Origin of the sequence: Shewanella gelidimarina (genome assembly GCF_023283945.1) — a bacterium.
Lineage (GTDB): Bacteria > Pseudomonadota > Gammaproteobacteria > Enterobacterales > Shewanellaceae > Shewanella > Shewanella gelidimarina.
Window position 1 is genome coordinate 13,117 of the sequence record NZ_JAKIKW010000026.1, and the last position, 21,954, is coordinate 35,070.

18 protein-coding genes are annotated in these 21,954 nt (G+C 44.9%); 9 read left to right on the top strand and 9 right to left on the bottom strand.

Translation table 11 applies throughout. From position 1 onward, the window contains the following. Positions 1 to 108: 108 nt before the first annotated feature. Positions 109 to 657 (bottom strand): DsrE family protein, encoded by a 549-nt coding sequence (locus L2729_RS18255; RefSeq protein ID WP_248989543.1) that lies wholly within the window; start codon positions 655 to 657, stop codon positions 109 to 111. A 115-nt stretch (positions 658 to 772) separates the two neighbouring features. Here L2729_RS18255 and L2729_RS18260 point away from each other — a divergent pair, with 115 nt between their 5' ends. The 4 genes from L2729_RS18260 (at position 773) to L2729_RS18275 (ending at position 3,646) form a co-directional block, all read left to right on the top strand. Next, positions 773 to 2,260 (top strand): carboxypeptidase M32, encoded by a 1,488-nt coding sequence (locus L2729_RS18260; RefSeq protein ID WP_248989544.1) that lies wholly within the window; start codon positions 773 to 775, stop codon positions 2,258 to 2,260. Positions 2,261 to 2,295: 35 nt separating this feature from the next. Continuing rightward, positions 2,296 to 2,775 (top strand): GNAT family N-acetyltransferase, encoded by a 480-nt coding sequence (locus L2729_RS18265; protein WP_248989545.1) that lies wholly within the window; start codon positions 2,296 to 2,298, stop codon positions 2,773 to 2,775. 45 nt (positions 2,776 to 2,820) lie between these two features. After that, the gene (locus L2729_RS18270; protein WP_101091745.1) at positions 2,821 to 3,075 is read left to right on the top strand and encodes a DUF2960 domain-containing protein; all 255 of its coding nucleotides are present in this window, start codon (positions 2,821 to 2,823) and stop codon (positions 3,073 to 3,075) included. A 61-nt stretch (positions 3,076 to 3,136) separates the two neighbouring features. After that, positions 3,137 to 3,646: an RDD family protein gene (locus tag L2729_RS18275; RefSeq protein ID WP_101091752.1), complete on the top strand. Its 510-nt coding sequence runs from the start codon at positions 3,137 to 3,139 to the stop codon at positions 3,644 to 3,646. A gap of 176 nt (positions 3,647 to 3,822) precedes the next feature. On the opposite strand, the gene lptG is transcribed toward L2729_RS18275, so the two are convergent. After that, positions 3,823 to 4,881 carry an LPS export ABC transporter permease LptG gene (gene lptG / locus L2729_RS18280; RefSeq protein WP_102038439.1) on the bottom strand — a complete coding sequence of 353 codons (1,059 nt, stop codon included), beginning with the start codon at positions 4,879 to 4,881 and terminating at the stop codon, positions 3,823 to 3,825. After that, positions 4,878 to 5,993 (bottom strand): LPS export ABC transporter permease LptF, encoded by a 1,116-nt coding sequence (gene lptF / locus L2729_RS18285; protein ID WP_248989546.1) that lies wholly within the window; start codon positions 5,991 to 5,993, stop codon positions 4,878 to 4,880. Before lptF ends, lptG begins: the two co-directional genes overlap by 4 nt. 223 nt (positions 5,994 to 6,216) lie before the next feature. Between lptF and pepA the strand changes: the two genes are divergently transcribed. Further along, positions 6,217 to 7,725: a leucyl aminopeptidase gene (gene pepA / locus L2729_RS18290; RefSeq protein WP_101091742.1), complete on the top strand. Its 1,509-nt coding sequence runs from the start codon at positions 6,217 to 6,219 to the stop codon at positions 7,723 to 7,725. Positions 7,726 to 7,953: 228 nt separating this feature from the next. On the opposite strand, the gene L2729_RS18295 is transcribed toward pepA, so the two are convergent. The 6 genes from L2729_RS18295 to brnQ all read right to left on the bottom strand — a co-directional run bounded on the left by L2729_RS18295 (position 7,954) and on the right by brnQ (position 14,706). Continuing rightward, on the bottom strand, positions 7,954 to 8,799 hold the full coding sequence (locus L2729_RS18295; protein WP_248989547.1) for a DUF2971 domain-containing protein: 846 nt from the start codon (positions 8,797 to 8,799) through the stop codon (positions 7,954 to 7,956). Between the two features lie 102 nt (positions 8,800 to 8,901). Then, positions 8,902 to 9,078, bottom strand: a complete 177-nt coding sequence (locus L2729_RS18300; protein WP_248989548.1) for a hypothetical protein — start codon at positions 9,076 to 9,078, stop codon at positions 8,902 to 8,904. A gap of 459 nt (positions 9,079 to 9,537) precedes the next feature. Then, positions 9,538 to 11,262 (bottom strand): single-stranded-DNA-specific exonuclease RecJ, encoded by a 1,725-nt coding sequence (gene recJ, locus L2729_RS18305; RefSeq protein ID WP_248989549.1) that lies wholly within the window; start codon positions 11,260 to 11,262, stop codon positions 9,538 to 9,540. Between the two features lie 135 nt (positions 11,263 to 11,397). After that, positions 11,398 to 12,126 (bottom strand): bifunctional protein-disulfide isomerase/oxidoreductase DsbC, encoded by a 729-nt coding sequence (dsbC, locus tag L2729_RS18310; RefSeq protein ID WP_248989550.1) that lies wholly within the window; start codon positions 12,124 to 12,126, stop codon positions 11,398 to 11,400. Between the two features lie 208 nt (positions 12,127 to 12,334). Further along, entirely contained in the window at positions 12,335 to 13,237 is a 903-nt protein-coding gene (gene xerD / locus L2729_RS18315; protein WP_101091739.1) for a site-specific tyrosine recombinase XerD, read from the bottom strand. A gap of 125 nt (positions 13,238 to 13,362) precedes the next feature. Further along, positions 13,363 to 14,706 (bottom strand): branched-chain amino acid transport system II carrier protein, encoded by a 1,344-nt coding sequence (brnQ, locus tag L2729_RS18320; RefSeq protein ID WP_248989551.1) that lies wholly within the window; start codon positions 14,704 to 14,706, stop codon positions 13,363 to 13,365. 497 nt (positions 14,707 to 15,203) lie between these two features. On the opposite strand from brnQ, the gene L2729_RS18325 reads away from it, so the two are divergent. From L2729_RS18325 to L2729_RS18340, 4 genes are all read left to right on the top strand, one after another. After that, entirely contained in the window at positions 15,204 to 15,935 is a 732-nt protein-coding gene (locus tag L2729_RS18325) for a tRNA1(Val) (adenine(37)-N6)-methyltransferase (protein WP_248989552.1), read from the top strand. Positions 15,936 to 16,013: 78 nt separating this feature from the next. Continuing rightward, on the top strand, positions 16,014 to 17,240 hold the full coding sequence (gene srmB / locus L2729_RS18330; RefSeq protein ID WP_248989553.1) for an ATP-dependent RNA helicase SrmB: 1,227 nt from the start codon (positions 16,014 to 16,016) through the stop codon (positions 17,238 to 17,240). Positions 17,241 to 17,497: 257 nt separating this feature from the next. Continuing rightward, positions 17,498 to 18,712, top strand: coding sequence for an efflux RND transporter periplasmic adaptor subunit (locus tag L2729_RS18335; RefSeq protein WP_248989554.1), 1,215 nt, complete (start codon positions 17,498 to 17,500; stop codon positions 18,710 to 18,712). After that, entirely contained in the window at positions 18,712 to 21,864 is a 3,153-nt protein-coding gene (locus L2729_RS18340; protein WP_248989555.1) for an efflux RND transporter permease subunit, read from the top strand. The genes L2729_RS18335 and L2729_RS18340 overlap by 1 nt, the downstream gene beginning before the upstream one ends. Positions 21,865 to 21,954: the final 90 nt, after the last annotated feature.

Below are 21,954 nucleotides of genomic sequence, written 5' to 3' on the forward strand. Positions count from 1 at the left end.
GTAGGGTTTCAACGCCCTTTAATGTAGCTAACTACATAATTTAAGAAACATTATGTATGTTTTACCATAGCAAACTTTAGGCAATAGCCAAACACAATAATATCCGCCTTAAAAAGGATTCAAGCTATAGCCTTGATTGGCTGCAATCGCATGAGCCGTCATGGCGGACAATGCCATATCCACACCCGGTAATAATTGCGCCGGAGAGACATCATAATACGCCGCGCTTTGACCACAAATGTAAAAATGAACCCCAAGCTTGGACAGTTTACTTATCAATTCAGTATTGCCATTGGGCTTTAACTGATCAGATTGATAAAACTTATCATCAGTAAAGTCAGCGACCGCGCCGCCATGCACCACCATCATTAGCTCAATATTCTTTAACGGCACTCCCTCACTCACATGCATATTAATAAACCTCGCCAGCGTATCTAGGCTGCGGTTAACCTTGCCGGGTTCTGCCGCTTTACTCATATCGAATACCACTTTCATCAGTATATTCTTAGGGATCATCAAACGACTTTCGACTTTGGCAATTTTTCCATACTGAGTCAGTACGGGTCCTGCTTTAAAGGCGTCACTGCCAGCCATAAGATTAAAACTGCACAGTAAAATAAAGCCGGTAAGAAAATAAACACTCTGCTGTATTTTCATTTTGTCTCCCCTAGTCATTAACTATTTTATTGATATAACTCTGCCGTAAATCACGCTTATTTAGCGCTTTATATCGTGCTAGCATAGCTAAATTAATCACTATCAGCTGACTTTTATGAATCAATCTGCACACAAGCACTATGCACTTCTTTGTGAACACTTTCAGAGCATTAGCCATTTTGAACATTTAAGCGCCCTCGGCGATTGGGATCAAGCGGCAATGATGCCTACGGGCGGAGGTGAAGCCAGAGGCGCTGCAATGGCGGAACTTGCCAAACATATTCACTCACTAAAAACAGCACCGATGCTAGCGCACACCATTGCAGAAGCTGAACTAGAAAACCTTAATTGGCAGCAAAAAGCCAACCTAAGAGAGATCCGTTACCAGTACCAGCAAGCCAATATTGTGCCTGGCAGTCTGGTTGAAGCAAAAACAAAAGCCGCTTACCGCTGTGAGCAAGCTTGGCGAGAGCAGCGCAACCAAAACGATTGGCAAGGATTTAAACCCAATCTTGAAAATGTATTAGCACTGTCCAAAGAGGAAGCTCAGATCCGCGCTGCAGCACTCGATATTTCTCCTTATGATGCACTGCTAGATAAGTTTGAGCCGGGCATGACATCAGCCAGATTAGAGCAGATATTTGGCGGGCTAAAAAGTTGGCTACCGGGCTTAATTGAGCAGGTCCAAGACAAACAGAAACAGCAACCTCATTATGCTATTCCCCATACAGCAAGTGCCGCTCAAGCTCTATTCAGTCGAGATGTAATGACTTTACTTGAATTTGACTTCAACCACGGTAGATTAGACACCAGCAGCCACCCTTTTTGCGGCGGTGTAGCCAGTGATGTGCGCCTAACGACGCGTTACGATGAAGCTGACTTCACCAGTGGATTAATGGGCGTAGTTCATGAAACGGGTCATGCAAAATATGAGCAAGGCTTACCTCTTGAATGGCGTGGGCAACCCGCTGGACTTGCTCGCTCGATGGCGATTCATGAAAGCCAAAGCCTATTCTGTGAGATGCAATTAGGGCGAGGTGCTGCATTTTTAAAGCAGTTACAGCCTAAGTTAACACAACGTCTAGATTGCAATCTCAGCCATGAACAACTGCTCAACATCTATTCTCGCGTCACGCCAGGTCATATCCGAGTGGATGCTGATGAAGTGACTTACCCATGTCATATTTTGCTCCGATTTGAAGCAGAGAAAGCCTTAGTCACTAACGAGCTTGCCGTCGCTGACTTGCCTGATTTCTGGTCTGCACAAATGCAATCACTATTGGGAATTAATACCGATGGCGACTATAAAAATGGCTGTATGCAAGACATTCATTGGGCTGTAGGTGAAATGGGTTATTTCCCAAGCTATACGCTAGGCGCGATGTATGCTGCTCAGTTTAGAGTCGCAATGGAGAAGCAATTAGGCTCGATTGAAACACTGATCGACAAGGGAGAGCTTTCATCCATCATGGGTTGGCTCGACAATAATATTTGGTCTAAAGGGAGTTTACTCACAACCGATGAATTGGCACTGCAAGCGACTGGTGAGCATCTCAATCCAGAGCACTTTAAGCAACACTTAATCCAACGCTACAGTGCATAGCGACTGAAGAGTAATGATCGTAATAGGAAGTGAAAATGAAGTTACGCAATATCGAAAGCGCTGATTGGCCAACAATCCTTGAGATCCAATTAGAGTGTTATCCTCAAATTGAACCTGAATCGCTACAGGTTTTACAGAGTAAATGGCTAGCATCACCACAATCTTGCTTTGGCCTCGAGCTTAACAATCAAGTAGTGGGTTATTGCTTGGCACACCCTTGGGTGGCTAACAACCCACCTTCACTAGAACAGCAGTTGAGTGCTATCAAAGCCGCTAACACGCTTTATTTGCACGATATAGCCTTGTCAGCTAACGTCCAAGGCAAAGGGGCCGGAGGCTTGATATTGGGCAAGCTGAAACAGTTTGCGCTACAACATGGTTATGCGACTATCAGTCTCGTCGCCGTTCAAGGTGCAGATCGTTATTGGCAACAACAAGGGTTTAAAATCCACGCTATCGATAAAGATCTCAGCGGCTATCCAAGCGACGCCTGTTATATGATTTATACCTTATAGCGTAGATTTGTTATCATATAGCCAATTTCAAAAGAGAAGATAACCATGGCCACTAGAATCACCTATAAGTTCAAGGGTAAAGCGAAAGAGATAAACTTTGCTTATGACAAATTTCACGACATATACGAAGCTGTAGCGGCTGAAGAAGGCATCGATTTAACCCGTTACCTGATGATGGCACAACAAGTTGAAACCACGTCTAAGGGTTCATCTGCGGTAAGAGATTTCCGTAACAAAGAGTTTATCCGCTTCGGTTTTACCGATATCTATTACATCAAAGATGACCCAAAAGCGCGTTAAACTAATAGATGCTTTCTTTTCGATACCAACAAATAAAGTGATATAAATGACTGCGACTTCAATGCCCAATAGCGAACACGCTAACTTTCCAAGAGCGGGATTTTTTAAGCGTTTTGGCGCGATAATGTATGATTTACTTCTTGCTGTAGCAGTCTACATGGTTGCTGGTGCGCTAGGTTTTGGTATCTTCACTGCACTAGTTTCTGCCGGTTTCATCGACATGGCAGGACAAGAAATGGTGTCTGATCTTTTAAATGACACTCCGTTGTATAAAGGGATTTATCAATTCTGGATTGCACTATGTGTTGGTGTGTTCTACATCAGCTTTTGGAGTTATGGTGGCCAAACGCTCGGCATGCGTGCTTGGAGACTTAAGGTCCAACATCCTAACGGCCAGAACCTCAGCATGGTGACAGCTGCCGCGAGACTCGTGTGGTCATTACTCGGGATCGGTAATTTATGGATCTTGATTAATGGCGATAAACTAGCGCTTCAAGACATGATGACCCGTTCAGAAGTCGTTGAACTATCGAAAGAAGCAAATCAGATGCGTAATTGGCGCGGCGTTTAACGTAAACGCTAGCCACTAACGCTAGAACCAAAAAAGCCAATAATCGCCCTTGTAAAAGACGCTTTATTGGCTTTTTTATTGCGCTTTTTATTAGCACACTTTATGACATAAGCTGATCATGACTGGCTCTTATCAAGAGTGTTATGAGTGTTATGAGTGTTATGAGTGTTAGCTTATCACTTGCGAATATAATACAAGGCGGCAGCACTAAAGATGACCGCTGGCATCCCTGCACTAATAAATGCAGGCAAGCCATAAACAATGCTTAATGGCCCAAAGACCTCACTGCAAATATAAAAGCTAAACCCAGCAACAACCCCTAACAATACACGGGCACCCATGGTGACCGTTCTTAGTGGACCAAATACAAAAGACAACGCCACCAACATCATTACCGCTATCGTGACTGGCTGCATTAACTTACGCCACAACGCCAGTTCATAACGAGCCGATGCTTGATTGTTATTCTTTAGATAGTCTAAGTAATCCACCAAACCTTCAATAGATAACGACTCGGGCTTAACAGACACCACACTTAACTTTTCTGGCGTAAGTGACGATATCCACTTATCTTCTGCTAAGTTAGTTAACACCACTTGGTTGTTCTTTAACGAGGTTCTTCTTACTTCATACAGCTGCCAATACTTATCTTTATACTCCGCTTTTTCTGCGTGCACAGTACTGGTAAGGTTGGTCGTATCACTAAATTCGTAGAGAGTAATATCGCGTAAATGATTGGTATCGACAACGCCGCCAATATTAACGAACAAGTCACCGTCTTTAGCCCAAACGCCTCGATTAGATTCGATTAAGCTGCCGCCAGATAACTTGGTACGTTGGATTTCTTTCGCGCGCTGCTCTGCAACGGGGGCCACAAACTCTGACAGTAGCATCACCAGAATCATCAAAGGAATAGCGGTTTTCATAGCAGACATGGCGATTTGTAAGCGCGACAAGCCAGATGACTGCATGACAACTAATTCAGAATTAGATGCCAACATTCCCATGCCAATCAATGCACCCAGCAGCACTGCCATGGGGAAAAACATTTCGATATCGCGTGGGATCAAGAACAACACATAGATACCAGCATCTATCATGCTGTAAGTCCCTCGACCGACTAATCTTAGCTGGTCGACCCACTTAATAATCCCTGATAGTCCAGTCAAGATCAGTAGCGATAAGGCGGAGCTGCTAATAAGGACCTTGGCGATATAGAGATCTATAATTCTCATGTGCTTGACGCCTTTTTACGCTTAAACACATTAGACAGTTTTGCCCCAGAGGGCCGCTCTTTTCCGAGCAACAGTAAGCCAATGGCCAGCGCCGAAGCATGGATCCACCACATCCCTAAGAACGCAGGGATAACCCCATCTTCTAATGACTTACGACCAGCAACCATTAATCCAAAGTATCCCAAATACAGCAAAATAGCAGGGAACATCTTGGCAAACTTACCTTGGCGGTTATTCACCCGCGCCATAGGGACAGCAATCAATGTCATCAATGGGATGGCTAAAGGTATCGCTAAACGCCAATGAAATTCAGCCGTGGCTTCAGACGAATCGATATCCATTAATTCACCAATAGGCAATGCCGACAGTTTACGCCTGCGCTCACCGCCCTCCTGCTCCTTGATTTGCATCTGATAACCACCAAATTCAACCACTTGATAGTCAACACGCTTGGGGCTTCCTTGGTACTGCACCCCATCTTCTAACTGTAATCTTTGTCCGCCGGTTTCGTCTTCAACCACTTTGCCTGAACGTGCAACCACAACGTTGGCTAAGCCTGTTTCATCATCAGGGTCTGGCAGTTGCGCCACGAACACCTTATCGAGCTTATTATCTCGACCAATACGTTCAACGAATAATACGGCACGGCCATTGGGACTTGTCTGGAATCGACCTTGTGTTAATGCCGCAAGACCCGCCTCTGACTGTGCATGCTCTAGTACTTGGTTTTGCTGCTCTTCCGCCCAAGGAGTGACATATATCGACAAAAAGCCGGTAAAGACCATATTCACCAAGGCAAGCAGCAAGGTTATCCGGGTGATGTACCATTCACTGATACCAACGCCATGTAAAATAACCATCTCATTTTCAGAATACATACGGCCATGAGCCAGTAAAATACCTAAAAATAGACTAAGGGGGAGTACTAACACCGTCAGGAACGGCATGTTGAGCCCTAGCAATGTCATCACTAAGGAAGCAGGAAATTCGCCATCTGAGGCATCAGCGAGCACTCGCACGAAATGTTGGCTAATAAAAATAGCTAACAGCACCAAAAGTACCGCTATTTGTGCCTTTAAAACTTCTCGAATCAGGTATCTAAATACAATCACAGGGAGGATCCGGTCTCTAAACTTTGAATTATGCTGGTATCAATACAACTTTCATGTAAACTGTCTACTTTTAGTAGTTTTGTAACCAACAATCACATAACATGGCTAGAGAAAACACCTGAAAAATCTATTCTAGGGTGCGCCATGTTCAGGCCCTTTTTGGGCACAAGCAGACATTATCTAATAAATAATAAAATTTGTCTTTAAGAATCTAGGAGAACCCATGGAGTTTAGCGTAAAGAGCGGTAGCCCAGAAAAACAACGCTCAGCTTGTATCGTCGTAGGTGTTTACGAGCCAAGACGCTTGTCCGGTATCGCCGAACAGCTAGATAAAATCAGTGAAGGCTATATTAGCAACCTACTTCGTCGTGGCGACTTAGAAGGTAAGCCTGGACAGATGTTGTTACTGCATCATGTGCCTAACGTGCTTAGCGAACGTGTGCTTTTGGTCGGTTGTGGTAAAGAGCGTGAACTAGATGAACGCCAATACAAGCAAATTATCACTAAGACCATCAATACCTTGAATGAAACGGGTTCAATGGAAGCCGTTTGCTTTCTAACTGAATTACACGTCAAAGGACGCGATACGTACTGGAAAGTACGTGAAGCAGTCGAAAGCACACAAAACAGTCTATATAGCTTTGATGCGCTAAAAACCCGTAAAGGCGAGACTCGTCGTCCATTGCGCAAATTAGTGTTTAACGTACCGACTCGACGTGAATTGACCGTTGGTGAACGTGCGATTCAACACGGTATGGCCGTTTCTGCTGGTATGCATCTTTGCCGCGACGTTGCAAACATGCCGCCAAACATCTGTAATCCTGCTTACCTTGCATCGCAAGCTCGCCAAATGGCTGAAGCCACTGAAAACCTAACAGTTACAACTGTGGGTGAAGAGCAGATGGAAAAGCTAGGAATGAATTCATACCTCGCAGTAGGCCGTGGTAGTGATAACGAATCTGTTATGACCATCATGGAGTACAAGGGCGCTGTTGATAATACCCAGAAGCCGATTGTACTTGTTGGTAAAGGACTCACCTTCGACTCAGGAGGTATTTCACTTAAACCAGGCGAAGGCATGGACGAGATGAAATACGACATGGGCGGCGCTGCTGGCGTTATCGGTGCAATGAAAGCCTTGTGTGACATGCAGCTTCCTATCAACGTGATTGGTATTCTAGCGGGCTGTGAAAACATGCCTTCAAGCAATGCATATCGTCCTGGTGATATTTTGACGACAATGTCAGGCCAAACTGTTGAAGTATTAAATACCGATGCAGAAGGTCGCTTGGTGTTATGTGACGTATTAACCTACGTTGAGCGATTTGATCCTGAATTGGTTGTCGACACTGCAACTTTAACCGGCGCATGTGTTATTGCACTAGGTAAGCACGCATCAGGTCTCTTCTCTGGCCATAACCCACTAGCACATGAGCTACTTAATGCTGGTGAGCAAAGTGGTGACAGAGCGTGGCGTATGCCTTTGTGGGATGAGTACCAAGAGCACTTAGAAAGCCCATTTGCAGATATGACTAACTTGGGTGGACGTCCTGCAGGATCAATTACTGCAGCTTGCTTCCTATCTCGTTTCGCTAAGAAGTATAACTGGGCGCACTTAGATGTTGCCGGTACAGCATGGAATAGTGGCGCTAACAAAGGCTCTACGGGTCGTCCTGTACCCTTGCTTACTCAGTTCTTGATCAACCGCGCAGGCGTTGACCAAGGCGAGTAATTTGCTTTAGTCAAAATCACTTATCTAGCATTGCCAGATAGAACAAAAGCCAGTTGTTAATTCAACTGGCTTTTTTAATGCTTTGTGTTTTTGGATGATAAAGACTGGCCAATAAAGAACGAAACTCATTTTTAGGCAGAACCTTCTTAGATTTATTGCTCTAATTTAAAGGGTTTCACCTATTTAACAAGTCTCTCATTATGATACACGCAAGCTGTCGAACCGAAATCAATAGTTAATTTCTTTAAAACCAACACCGTAATTTTTTGGCTGTGTAACAACCTCAAATAATTTAGGTTTATGAGTTTTTAGTTTCAATATATCTACCACATTCTCCATCAACTGTTGATTTTTTGCCGCAACAAAGACTCTAGTCATTGAGGTTTCATCAATGTCATTTAGTTTATGTTTTGGACTTATTAAGCGCACCTCATTCTCATAGTTCCATGAAACCTGTTTGGTACAAAATGCATTAAGGATTTCGTTTGAGGTTTGATGCGTACTCATAGCCAAATCGTCCAACAAGGTTGTAGCCCTAACTACTGGTAAAGCCGATTTACTATAAACGACTTTTCTTGTTGTAAGGTTAATCTCATTTAGGGCATTTATACTTTGCCGCAATGCCTCAAAATTATATTCAACACACAACCCCTTCATACCATTACCGTAATGCCCCCACATCATCATGCTATCAAGAGGGTCTGGGAATTGATCTGGTGAATAAGCTTTTGAAAGTGACAGAACAAACCTTTGACCTTTATGGTATTTAAGAAAATCTTCAAACTCAAGTTTACTGATTGCATCAATATGCTGATTAAAGCGTTCTTTTCCAAGTTTTCTTAATAACTTGTCCGCTTCTTTCCTTGCTTCACGTACATTTTGGTGATCTTGATTAAGTTTTTGAGTTAGAGCAGCCATTCGTTGAGTGTGAGTGATTCCCCTCTCACAATAATGCATTAGTCCTTCATAGGGGTCATTAAGTTCATCAAAGCTGGAAAAGTACACCTGATCATTTTTTAAACCATCCAAGTGGTACGACTGACCTGCCATAAACTTAAAAACTCTAGCGCTCATATAACCCTTAAGTACACATTGCCTCATACACATTAAGTGCATACTACACGAGCTGACTGAGCTTATTAAAAGTTCTTAGACTTTGATGGATTTAATCGAGATCTAACTCACTTGGGCGCACAAATGGGTTAGCTCCTGCCAAAAGTGGTTCCAATTGCCTGCGGCAAGCGCATGTGCAGACGCTACTGAGGCTCGCTGCAAGCACGTCCATGTGAGCTCTACGATGGCATCCATGCCATCAAAGGCCTCAGCCGCATCTACACTGGTTTCGAAAATCACTACGCTCCAGCTCCTGTATTTTCAATTTAAAAACAGAAATCTACCCCCCCCCCAACTTCTTAGGCAACGAATAACACCATCTCCCCCGTTGGAAATTTTCGCTTTTCAGACAATTTCGCCGGGGCGCTGAGGGATTGACTCTTATGAAATCAAGAGCGGGCGCAAGTGCTTTGCCCCTTGGCTCTGGTGTGGGCGAAGCACCACGACGTTGACTTTGCTTTCGGTAAAAAGCTCAGTCTAGCAAATCGACTAATCAACTTTGTGGCATTTCCGTGTTGAGAGCCTTACCGCGGCGGTATAAATTAAAACACCCATTATCCAGTGTAGATACGGCCGTGACCGTCCATGACATGGACGTCATGGCCGAGCTTCCAAGGATGGACTTGCAGCGTGTCACGGCAGTGTCTGCACATATGTCCGCTGCAGGCGATTAGGTTCACCTTTATTCAAAGGTAAACACTACATTGGCGCTATTTGCTCTACCATCAACTGCAATGTTTGATTGCCTCTAAACTCGTTCACATCTAATTTATACACGATCTCAGCATGCCCGATACTGGCATCAGGCCAAGTCTTCAAATCAACATTAAAGGCGATGGCATCGAGCATGATGCGGCCACACTCCGTCTCTAACACCAACTTTAAGTGCTTTTCACCCACAATACGCTGCTGAATAATTCGAAAATGACCGTCGAACAAAGGTTCAGGAAATGATTGCCCCCAGGGGCCAGCATTACGCAGCTCAGTGGCCAACTCTAATTTAAACTGCTCTGGGATCAGTTCACCATCGGACACCAACTCCCCAGTTAATAACTCAGGGGCTAGCACCTCACGTATCGCTTTATCATAAGCTTCGGCAAACAGTGAAAACTGCCCAGCTTTAATCGACAAGCCTGCCGCCATTGCGTGGCCACCAAACTTTAAAATCAATCCAGGATGACGACTGTTAATCAGCTCTAAAAGATCCCGCATATGCAGGCCTTTAATTGAGCGAGCAGATCCTTTGATCTCACCGTCGCCAGCATCGGCAAAAGCGATAACCGGACGGTGATACTTATCTTTAATCCGCGAGGCGAGAATACCAATCACGCCCTGATGCCAATCGGCTTGAAATAGCGCTATGCCCCAAGGCAATTCACTTTCGTTAAGCTCGACACTTTCAAGACTCTTAAGCGCTTCTTGCTGCATTCCGGTTTCAAGATCCCGTCGTTCTGCATTTAAACCATCAAGCTCCGACGCCATTCCTCTTGCCTGCATGATATCTTCACATAACAGGGTTTCAACCCCGAGTGCCATTTCATCCAAACGCCCTGCGGCATTCAAGCGTGGACCCACGGCAAAACCAAAATCAGAGGCAACAATGCGTGACGGTGTTCGTTTAGCCACCTCTAATAGCGCGGTGATCCCAACGCGACAACGACCCGCTTTTACCCGCTGCAATCCAGCTTCCACTAAAATGCGATTATTAGTATCCAACGCAACAACATCGGCGACCGTGCCTAAAGCGACAATATCCAATAACAATCCAAGGTTAGGTTCGCTAATACCTTGCTGCTGATACCAATCTCGCTTTCTCAGCTCGGCCCGCAGCACCGACATCAAGTAAAATGCGACTCCAACACCGGCGATTGATTTACTGGCAAATTGGCAACCGTCCTGATTGGGATTAACAATGGCATCAGCTTCTGGCAAACAATGACCCGGTAGATGATGATCGGTAATGACCACCGTCATGCCGAGCGCTTTCGCCGCTTTAACACCTTCAATTGAGGAGATACCATTATCAACGGTGATGATCATCTCAGCATTTTTCTGGGCGGCAACTGCAACGATTTCAGGGCTAAGACCATAGCCATAATCAAATCGATTCGGGATTAGGTAATCAATATTTTTTGCACCCATCATTTTAAGCGCAAGCATACAAACACTGGTGGAGGTCGCACCATCGGCATCAAAGTCACCCATAATCAGGATCGACTTCTGCGCCGCCATTGCGTCAGCAACCAACTCTGCTGCGTGATCAATCCCCAACATTGTATTGGGTCTCAACAGCTTGCCTAAGCTAAGCTCGCACTCATTGGCGCTAACACCGCGGCTGGCATAAATCTGCTTTAACAATGGAGAATATGAATCAGGTAAGTGGCTATCATCCACTTTTGTGCGGCGAACAATCTTATGGATCACTGTGGGTAACTACCTCAATAAAATGACTGAACCAGCATAACAAAGACTGTTAAAGAAGGCTTTAGAATGAACATAAAAAAGGTGAGCTTAAGCTCACCTTTTTCCATGCATAACGTTAGTGCTTGCGCTACAAGATTACTGCGCCGCTTCTAGCGTTCTTAATAGATCTTTAGGTGGCTGGTACCCTGGAACAAGGCTGCCATCTTCAAGGATAATAGCGGGAGTACCATTGATGCCAAATGATTGACCCAGGTTATATTGCTCAGCAATTTTCGCATCACACTTTGCATTTAGTACACGCTTACCAGCTTTAGCATCGCTCATCGCTTTTAGCGGGTCAGCTGAACACCAAACGGCTTCCATCTCATCAGCATTAGCCGATGGCACGCCAGCACGCGGGAATGCTAAGTATCTAATCGTGATACCAAGATCATTGTATTCATCCATTTGATTATGCAGCTTACGGCAATAGCCACAGCTCACATCAGTAAACACAGTCACAACATGCTTTTCATTTTTGGCTTTGTAGACCAACATGTTCTTTTCAAGTGGCTTCATCATCTCGATACGCGGACCAGCCATTGCAGCTTCCGTTAGGTTTTTCATGCCTTTGTCTAAATCGTAAAGTGTGCCATGCATCAGCATAGTGCCATCTTTACTAATGTAGAGCACACCGCGGTTGGTTAAGGCTTCATATAGCCCAGGAACGGGTGACTCTTTAAACGACATGACATCGACACTTAATGCCTCTGACAGCTTCTTTTCTAAAGCTGCGGTGTCATCATTTTTGGTGGTAGACCCGGCAAGGGCAGCTGGGGCGATTATCATTGCAATGATCAAAGAAAATGCTCGGGTGAACTTCATTGGATATCCTATTCTACGTAACGGTCAATTTAAGGGTATAAAGATTAGACCTAGTCTGGGGCTGAAAAGTTACAGACTCATGCTAATGAAAGCAAATCTTTTGCTGTAACTAAATTATACAGACGTGAAACCTATCAAATTATTGGCAAATCTCTGAGTTAGAAAGTGTCATTATTACTGCTTGAACCTCACCAATAATCTACAACGCTTAACCTCTGGGATGATGCTCGCTATGCAAGCTGGCTAAGCGAGCTGTTGCTACGTGAGTATAGATTTGTGTGGTTGATAGATCACTATGACCTAGGAGTAACTGTACCACTCTTAAATCTGCACCATGATTGAGTAAATGAGTGGCAAAGGCATGCCTTAGGGTATGTGGCGAGATAGCCGTGGCGATGTTAGCCCTTAATGCATAAAGCTTAATTCGATGCCAAAACGTTTGCCGTGTCATCTGTTGCGCCCGCTTAGACGGGAACAGCACATCACTTTGTTTACCTTTAAGCAACTCGGTTCTGGCATATTTTAGGTAGCTTTCAACCTCTGTTACGGCTAATTCGCCCAAAGGCACTAAACGCTCTTTGCCCCCTTTGCCCACAATGCGAACCAGTCCTTGGCGCAGACTAATTTGCTCCATGGTTAATCCAACCAGTTCAGACACGCGCAGTCCCGTGGCGTACAAAAGTTCAAGCATCGCTTTGTCGCGGCACTCAATTGGATCTTCTTCATTGGGTTCCGATAATAATCGATCGATATCATCTTCACTCAAAGAATCCGGCAGTTTACGCGCTAACTTGGGAGATTCGAGCAGCGCCATCGGGTCACTACTGATCTGCTTGTTGATCACCAGATAACCATAAAACCCTCGCAGGCTACTCATCATCCGTGCGCTACTACTTTTTGCGAACCCTTTATCAAAACGGACAGCAAGGTAGTCACGCACATCGAGCTGACCGCTGCCAATAAGATCTCCAGCGTGAAGCTGAACATAGCGGTCAAAATGGCGCAAGTCGGTTCGGTAAGCATCCAACGTATTGTCACTTAAGCCTTTGGTTGACCACAAGTGGTCAAGAAAAAGATCGATTACGGGATCAGGGATGTAGTCAGCTGGCACCCAAACTCTCTTAGATTATGTTGCGATTAGATAAAAAACGGCGATGGATCATTGATCCACCGCCGTTATCTTATGATATCAAGCCTGTACTTGCCATCTCACTCAAGCAGACTAGCGTTAATGATTTAGCTTACAGCCACTGCTACTTGCTCTTTCTTCATCATCAAGCAGGCAAATATCGTTATTGCTGTGGGTAATAACCAAGCCATACCTTCAGCATGCAAAGGCATAAAATCAAATGCGCTAACATCAACACCCGCCGCTTTAATACCATCGATAATACCGAAGAAAAGCGCAACACTAAGCACGATTCGATGAGCCGCTTCAGGCTTAGCAAAACGTTCGGTTAAGAAGGTGACTGCCACTAAAGCAATTGCGACAGGGTAAACCGTCATCAGTACTGGGATGCTAATACTAATAAGCTGTGCCAGCCCGACGTTAGCAATCGTCGCGCAAATCGCGCTCAAGATAATCACAAAACGGCGGTATGAGATCTTAGGTAATAACTCATTAAAAAATTCGCTACAAGCACTAATCAGTCCAACGGCGGTGGTTAAACAAGCCAGTGTCACAACCGTGGACAATAGCACTAAGCCAGTGGTACCAAACTCATGAGTCACATAGTTAGTTAAAATCACCCCGCCATTTTCAGCGCCCGCAGCTAAATCAGCCGCGGTAGCGCCCAAGTAGAATAAAGCAATATAAACAAACGCTAAGCCACCTGCAGCAATGAGAGCGGCTTTAATTAGGTAGCCCGTCTGCGCTTTAGAATCTGTTATCCCTTTCTTACGCAGAATATCGATAATTAAAATACCAAAGATCAGCGATGCCAAGGTATCCATGGTGTTATAGCCTTCCAATACGCCCTTCGTTAACGGGTGAGTTTGGTACTCACCGACAGCAGCAGCAACCGGACTTCCTGGTAAAAAGATAACCGAGGCAGCTAAACCGACAAGCAACAATATAAGGATAGGCGTTAATACCTTGCCGACATTATCCAGCAGTTTTCCTGGGTACAGTGCAAATACCATTGAAATACTGAAGAACATTAAGGTGTAAAGAAGTTGCGCGACGTTTAGGGTAATACCAGCAATCATAAAGGTCGCTTCGGCATTGTCTAAGAAAGGTTTAAAACCAACTTCAAAAGCAACTAAACCGGTTCTTGGCGCGGCGAAAGCAGGGCCTATAATGATAAAAATAGCGACGGCAAGTGCGGTGGCAGCAATGGGAGGTAATAAGCTCATAATTTTACCGTTGGCTTTAGCAACAGCAATCAGCGTAATAAGAGGCAGTCCGACTGCGGTGACAAGAAAGCCAAACATGGCTAAGGTCATATTTTCGCCAGCCAAAAATCCCGCTAACGGAGGGAAGATAAGATTACCCGCCCCTAAAAAGAACGCGAAGGTCATGAAACCCAACCCTAACGTATCAGCAATACTCATTTGATTATTCTGCACTTTATGCCCCATCTTTATTTTTTATTGTTAACAATTTCATCTCATCACGCCTTTACAGCACCACTTTAGGATGACAACTACTAATGTGTAATATTTGGTTTACACAAGCCAGTGGTAAATACGACCGAAGCTTGGCGATTTTATGAACAACAGCAAAAAAACAGTCACTGAAATTGCTATAAAACTGGTTTACCGTCCCTAAAAAGAGGCTTTGTCCTCTCTTGGGGGCGCATACTATTATCAGACTCACATCCATTTAACAAGATTCGCTACCGAATAATTGCCACTCTCGATACGAATAACAACGTTTTGTTAACACTTAATTTTCATCACTTACATTCAACCCATTTATCATCTAAGCAAGAAACATCCTCCGGCTCGCCTAGCAAGCGCTTAAAAACGAGTAAACACTGGCCTTCGCCGTGGGCTAAAAAAGCAATGTCTATCTGGATTGTGCTGAGGAAGATTTAGCGTACAATTCTGGCACTGACCCGCATTTTGTAACTTTCATGCCTTTTAGCTTTAAACAGTTTCATATCGACGACAGCCGCTGCGGCATGCCTGTCAGCACCGACGGAGTTCTACTCGGCGCATGGGCACCGTTAACGAATGCCAAAACCATCCTGGATATCGGTAGCGGAAGCGGTTTGCTGAGTTTAATGGCCGCTCAACGCAGCCAAGCGCAAATAACCGCTATTGAACTGGATCAAAGCGCAACGCTCGATTGCCAGCACAATTTCAATCACAGCCCTTGGGCTGAAAGGTTAACCCTGCTAACGAGTTCAATTCAACAGTACTGCACAGAAGCGACAGAGCTGCGTTTTGAGCACATCATCTGTAACCCACCCTATTTTGACAATGGTCCACAATCGAGCAGCCAGCTAAGAGCCACAGCGCGTCATACCGACAACCTGAGTTTTGATGAGCTGTTAAGGGCGATCAGCTCTTTGCTCAGTCCAATCACAGGCCAAGCGAGCCTTATCTTGCCAATCACTGAAGCCAATCAACTGCTCAATCAACTGCATAAATACCCGCTAGCGCTTAGACACGTGGTGACCGTCGCCAGTGTTGAAGGCAAGCTACCCAATAGGCAGTTGTTGCTGCTAGTCACATCAAATGACACAAATACGCCAATTGATCAGGAGGTTAATTCAGTCTCAACCTTAGCGATACGTCAGAAAAATGGTCAGTACACTGATGAGTTTGTTCAATTAACAAAAAGTTTTTATTTAAAGCTGTAGCGATCGGCGATCTAATCGTTTCAAGTCTCACCTGAAACCTTTATAATGTGCGGCTATTATTTATTGAGATGCCAACGCATGCTATTTGAAGATCTCCAGCTTGACCCTCGTTTGTTAGAGTCACTAAAAGCAATGGGCCATAACAAGCCCACTACGATACAACAACAAACAATTCCAGTTGCCATGGAGCAAAGAGATATCCTTGCTCGTGCGCCAACAGGAACAGGGAAAACAGCGAGCTTCCTATTACCTGCGATGCAACACTTACTCGATTTTCCACGTCGATTCGGTGGTCAAGCTCGTGTATTAATTCTGACTCCTACGCGAGAGCTTGCCAGTCAAATTCATCGCTATGCATCTCATTTAGGCACAGGCTTAAACTTTGATACCTGCATCATTACTGGCGGTGTTCCCTACGCGGCTCAGGAAGATGCATTAAAAGGCAATGTCGACATTTTAGTTGCCACGCCAGGCCGCTTAATGGAATACCTTGATAAAGGATTATTCAATGCAGAAGAAGTTGAAGTTTTAATTATCGATGAAGCCGATCGCATGCTTGATATGGGCTTCTCTGCCGCAGTGGAAACACTCGCAATCGAGTCTGTTGGCCGTAAACAAACAATGTTGTTCTCAGCAACGCTTGAAGGTAGCGACGTAGGTCGTTTCTCACATCAGTTGTTAAACAACCCTGCCAAGGTTGAAGCTGAAGCACCACGCAGCGAAAAAGCTAAGATCCACCAATGGGTCCACATCGCTGACGATAAAGCTCATAAATTTGCGATGTTGTGTGCGATTTTGCGACAAGAAGAAGTGCAGCGCACCATCGTGTTTGTAAAAACACGTGAATCGGTTGCCAGCCTTGAAGGCTTATTACAGAAACAAGGCATCACCTGCAGCTTTATGCGCGGTGATATGGAGCAAAAAGCACGCTTTCAAGCCTTAGGACGTTTCACTAAAGGTGAAGTTAACGTACTACTTGCCACTGATGTTGCAGCCCGTGGTATTGATGTCGATGACATCACCCATGTCATCAACTTTGATATGCCACGCTCAGCAGACACTTATGTTCACCGTATTGGCCGTACAGCCCGTGCTGGTGCCAAAGGTACGGCTATATCACTGGTTGAAGCCCATGACGTTCGTATTGTTGGCAAGATTGAACGCTATATTGATCAGCCATTAAAGCGTCGTTTTGTGAAAGATCTTCGCCCTAATAACAAAGAGGCTAAGCCTCCAGGGAAGAAGAAAGTACAAGACACAGGCAAGACTTATAGTAAGAAAAACAAGAAGAAGAAAAAGAAGTAAACTTTGCTTACTTGTTCTTTTAAAAGGATCACTTAATGTGATCCTTTTCTGTTTCTAGCCGTAAAAAATCTCACCCAACCACCTCCCCCAAAAACCTTAATCTCCTTTATTTATGCTGTAGTGCCTTAAAAAACCACAGATGTTAGTGCTAACGCTATAAATTGAAACATTTTATTTACAAAAAACAATATCGTGTTCGCGCTTAGTCTGGTAATTTACGTCAAAGGAAAGGTATTACATTAAAAAGCGAAATTATAATGATAAAAAAAGTAATCAGAAGGGCTTCCCCACTATTTATTCTTGTTTTCTTTATTGTGGCTGCGCAAGTACTTATCAGTACTAAAGAAGCACCTGAACAAAAAGCAGATGAAGCGCCGATCCCAATTGTTGATATTATGGAAGTTCAACAGCAAACGGTATCGCTCAACCTGCCCTCTTACGGCATCGTCAGCCCTAAATATAAAACCCAATTGGTCACTGAAGTTCAGGGCCGAATGATTAGCATATCCAACAAATTCGTTGCCGGTGGTGTGGTTAAAAAGGGCGAAGAACTCGCCGTGATTGAGCCTTCAGATTACGAAGCTGACCTAATGCAAGCTCAAGCTTCTGTAGCACAGGCAAAAGCGGCACTTGAAGAGGAGCGCGCAAAGGGCGAAGTGGCTAAAAATGACTGGAAAGGATACGACGGCGGCATTCCGCCAGAATTAGGACTGCGTCTGCCGCAGTTAAAGCAAGAGCAAGCCAATGTTAAGTTTCAACAAGCCGCACTCGCCAGAGCAGAGCGAAACCTTGAGCGTACCGTTATTCGTGCGCCTTTTGATGGCATCATCAAGGCGCGAAATGTGGACCTTGGGCAGTACGTCACCTTAGGCACTAACTTAGGCGAACTTTACGACACTCGAATAGCGGAGATCCGCTTACCACTTTCAAATAATGATTTAGCCTATTTAGAATCGGTCGAAAACCCAGATACAGAAGTCACTTTAAGTGCCGATCTTGCTGGTAAGATCGTGACTTGGACAGGCAAGATTATTCGCAGCGAAGGCGTCATTGACGCAGAAAATCGCATGGTTTATTTAGTCGCTGAAGTGAAAGATCCCTACCTTAGAGGCACTAGAGTTGACGGTCAACTGCCACTCAAATACGGCAGTTTTGTCAGCGCCGTCATTAAAGGTCGCACTGTCGAAGGTATCGTGAAGTTGCCACGTTACCTGGTACGTCATGGAACCGTTACCCTCATTACAAAAGATAACAGCGTTGAGATCAGAGCCGTCAACGTCGTACGCACCGATCTAGAAAATGTCTACATCAAAGATAGCTTAGCCAGCGGAGAGCGCATTTCAGTCACTAACCTGACTAATGTTGAAGATGGCCAATTAGTCAAAGTCTTAGGCGAAGAGAACAGCTCCATTTTAGAGGGTTCTGATGAGTCGACATCTCAAGAAAAACTCGCTAGTAAAGGTGAACAATAATGGCTGCTGAAAAAGGGATGATCGCTTGGTTCGCTAGAAACAATGTCGCATCCAATCTATTAATGTGGGTCTTGTTGATAGGCGGTCTATTTAGCACGGTTATTATTAATAAAGAGATTTTCCCAACCTTTGAGCTTAACTACCTCAACATCTCAGTCGCCTACCCAGGCGCGGCACCACAAGAGATTGAGGAAGGTATTAATATCAAGATCGAGGAAGCGATCCAAGATATTAACGGCATAAAGAAAGTCACCTCAGTTGCCAGCGAAGGGGTGGGTTCAGTAACCATTGAAGTGGAAGATAGCTACGATCCACAAGATATTCTCGATGAAGCCAAGCTACGAATTGACGCCATTTCCACCTTCCCCGTCAACATTGAAAAGCCCAACATTACCCGTCTTAAACCTGAGAACAATGTCATTTGGATCTCGGTCTATGGTGACCAATCTCTTCGAGAGATGAAAGAACTGGCCAAGACCATTCGTGATGAAGTCGCTGCACTGCCTGCGATTACGCGAGCTCAAGTGACTGGCGTACGTGAATACGAAATTGCGATTGAATTATCGGAAGATAAACTACGAGAGTACGGACTCACTTTCTCTCAAGTAGCACAAGCGGTACAGAACTCATCAATCGATCTGCCAGGCGGTTCAATTCGCGCTAAAGATGGCGATATTTTACTGCGTACAAAAGGACAAGCCTACACAGGTGACGATTTCGCTCAAATTGTGGTGAGTAGCCGGCCCGATGGCAGCCGCGTAATGCTGCCACAAGTGGCGACGATCAACGACGGTTTTGAAGAGAGACTCGAATACACTCGCTTTAATGGTCAGCCCGCGGCAATCATTGAAATATTGAGCGTTGATGATCAAAACGCCTTAGATATCTCTGCACAGGTAAAAGAATATATTGAGCAGAAACGCGAGTTCTTGCCGACTGGCGCTAAACTCGACACTTGGGGTGACTTAACCCACTACCTAAAAGGTCGATTGAACATGATGCTGTCAAACATGTTTTATGGTGCCTTGTTAGTGTTTGTGATTTTGGCACTATTTTTGGAAATCAAGTTGGCGTTCTGGGTCATGGTGGGCCTACCGGTTTGTTTCTTGGGTGCCATGTTAGTCATGCCATTAGAGCCATTCTCACTATCGATTAACTTACTCACGCTATTTGCCTTTATTCTGGTGCTAGGGATCGTGGTGGACGATGCCATTGTCATTGGCGAAAGTGCCTATAGTGAAATAGAGCGATATGGGCATTCACTTGATAATGTCGTTAGAGGTGCCAAGAAAGTAGCGATGCCGGCAACCTTTGGCGTACTCACCACCATCGCCGCCTTTATGCCAATGCTGATGGTATCGGGTCCTCAGGGGATCATCTGGAAATCTATCGGCATGGTGGTTATCCTCTGCTTAATGTTCTCGCTAGTGGAGTCAAAACTGATTTTACCCGCGCATTTAGCCCATATGAAACCACCTAAGCCACGTGATCAACTGGGCATGTTAGGCCGTTTAAAAGCCGGTTTAAACGACAAGGTACAGTACTTCATCCATAACAATTACCGCTCATTTTTAGAGCGCTGCATTGTGCATCGATATAATACTGTTGCCATCTTTACTGGTGTACTCATCCTGTCTATCGCACTGGTGGTTAGTGGTCAGGTACGCTGGGTGTTCTTCCCCGATATTCCGTCAGACTTTATCCAAGTTCAGCTGCAAATGGATGAAGGTAGCTCAGAAGAAAATACCCTACAAGTGGTTCAAGAAGTAGAGGAAGCACTCTACCGTATGAACGATGATATGGAAGGTGAACTTGGCTACCCAGTGGTAAAACACAGCTTTATTAATATGAGTTCTCGTACTTCTGCATTTATTTTTGCCGAGCTCACCAAGGGAGAAGAGCGCACTGTTGATGGCGAAACCATCGCTTCAGCTTGGCGTGAACAGCTGCCTGAACTGCTTGCCGTTAAGAAACTGAATATTAATGCCAGCACCAATGACTCTGGTGGCGATATTGCCTTTAGACTCACCTCAAGTAATCTTGAGCAACTGTCGCTTGCCTCTGCAGAGCTTAAACAGAAGCTGCGAAGCTACGAAGGTGTTTACGACATTGCCGACAACTTCTCCTCTGGTAGCCAAGAGATAAAACTTAAGATCAAACCAGAAGCGGAAGCGCTTGGACTGACGCTGTCAGATCTGGCTCGCCAAGTTAGGTACGGTTTCTACGGTTATGAAGCCCAACGGATCTTGCGTAACAAAGAAGAAGTTAAAGTGATGGTGCGCTACCCACTTGAGCAACGCCGCACAGTGGGTCATCTCGAGAATATGCTTATCCGTACACCAACCGGTGCAGCGGTACCTTTCGGAACAGTTGCCCAGATTGAGCTAGGCGATTCGTACTCCTCCATTACTCGAGTTGATAGCAGAAGAGCGATAACGATTACCGCCAATGCAGATACTAATAAAGTGGAACCGTCAAAGGTTGTGTCAGAAATTCAAGAGGATTTCTTGCCGATGTTGGCAGAAAAATATCCGAATATCTCGACCGCACTCGATGGTGGTAGCGCCGATGAACAAAGTGCACTTGTTAGCTTGATGCAAGGATTCTTCTTTGCGCTATTTACTATCTATGCACTCATGGCCATTCCGCTAAAGTCATATAGCCAGCCGCTCATCATCATGTCGGTTATTCCGTTTGGTATGATTGGCGCGCTATTTGGTCACTTTATCCTGGGTCTCAACATGAGTATTTTGAGCTTGTGTGGCATTGTTGCTCTTGCCGGAGTCGTGGTGAACGATTCATTGATTTTGGTCGATTTCGTTAACCGTGCACGCGCAGAAGGCCATTCGATAGTGCAATCAGCTGTCGACTCTGGTTGTTACCGATTCAGAGCGATTATCTTAACCTCACTCACAACATTTGTCGGCTTAGTGCCTATTTTGTTAGAGAAGAGCTTACAGGCTCAAATCGTTATCCCGATGGCCGCCTCTCTTGCATTTGGTATTTTATTCTCAACCGTAGTGACGCTAATTTTGGTGCCTTTGCTGTACATCATTCTTGATGATATCAAACGCACTTCTAGCCGATTCTATCAGTGGTGGTGGCAACCTAAAGCTGCAGCCGAACAGCCACCAGAGCAAGTATCAAACTAGAGACACTTTGTTATCGTACTTAATACAAGGAGGCCAATGGCCTCCTTTTTTGTGCATCAAACATTAGCAACCATTAGCAGCCACTTTCAC

What these genes read in the sequence shown, in the direction of transcription:
- L2729_RS18340 (WP_248989555.1), top strand. Translation starts at nt 18,712, where the DNA reads ATGGCTGCTGAAAAAGGGATGATCGCTTGGTTCGCTAGAAACAATGTC.
- lptG (WP_102038439.1), bottom strand. Translation starts at nt 4,881, where the DNA reads ATGAGAATTATAGATCTCTATATCGCCAAGGTCCTTATTAGCAGCTCC.
- dsbC (WP_248989550.1), bottom strand. Translation starts at nt 12,126, where the DNA reads ATGAAGTTCACCCGAGCATTTTCTTTGATCATTGCAATGATAATCGCC.
- L2729_RS18335 (WP_248989554.1), top strand. Translation starts at nt 17,498, where the DNA reads ATGATAAAAAAAGTAATCAGAAGGGCTTCCCCACTATTTATTCTTGTT.
- srmB (WP_248989553.1), top strand. Translation starts at nt 16,014, where the DNA reads ATGCTATTTGAAGATCTCCAGCTTGACCCTCGTTTGTTAGAGTCACTA.
- pepA (WP_101091742.1), top strand. Translation starts at nt 6,217, where the DNA reads ATGGAGTTTAGCGTAAAGAGCGGTAGCCCAGAAAAACAACGCTCAGCT.
- brnQ (WP_248989551.1), bottom strand. Translation starts at nt 14,706, where the DNA reads ATGGGGCATAAAGTGCAGAATAATCAAATGAGTATTGCTGATACGTTA.
- L2729_RS18265 (WP_248989545.1), top strand. Translation starts at nt 2,296, where the DNA reads ATGAAGTTACGCAATATCGAAAGCGCTGATTGGCCAACAATCCTTGAG.
- L2729_RS18260 (WP_248989544.1), top strand. Translation starts at nt 773, where the DNA reads ATGAATCAATCTGCACACAAGCACTATGCACTTCTTTGTGAACACTTT.
- L2729_RS18270 (WP_101091745.1), top strand. Translation starts at nt 2,821, where the DNA reads ATGGCCACTAGAATCACCTATAAGTTCAAGGGTAAAGCGAAAGAGATA.
- L2729_RS18275 (WP_101091752.1), top strand. Translation starts at nt 3,137, where the DNA reads ATGCCCAATAGCGAACACGCTAACTTTCCAAGAGCGGGATTTTTTAAG.
- L2729_RS18255 (WP_248989543.1), bottom strand. Translation starts at nt 657, where the DNA reads ATGAAAATACAGCAGAGTGTTTATTTTCTTACCGGCTTTATTTTACTG.
- L2729_RS18295 (WP_248989547.1), bottom strand. Translation starts at nt 8,799, where the DNA reads ATGAGCGCTAGAGTTTTTAAGTTTATGGCAGGTCAGTCGTACCACTTG.
- L2729_RS18325 (WP_248989552.1), top strand. Translation starts at nt 15,204, where the DNA reads ATGCCTTTTAGCTTTAAACAGTTTCATATCGACGACAGCCGCTGCGGC.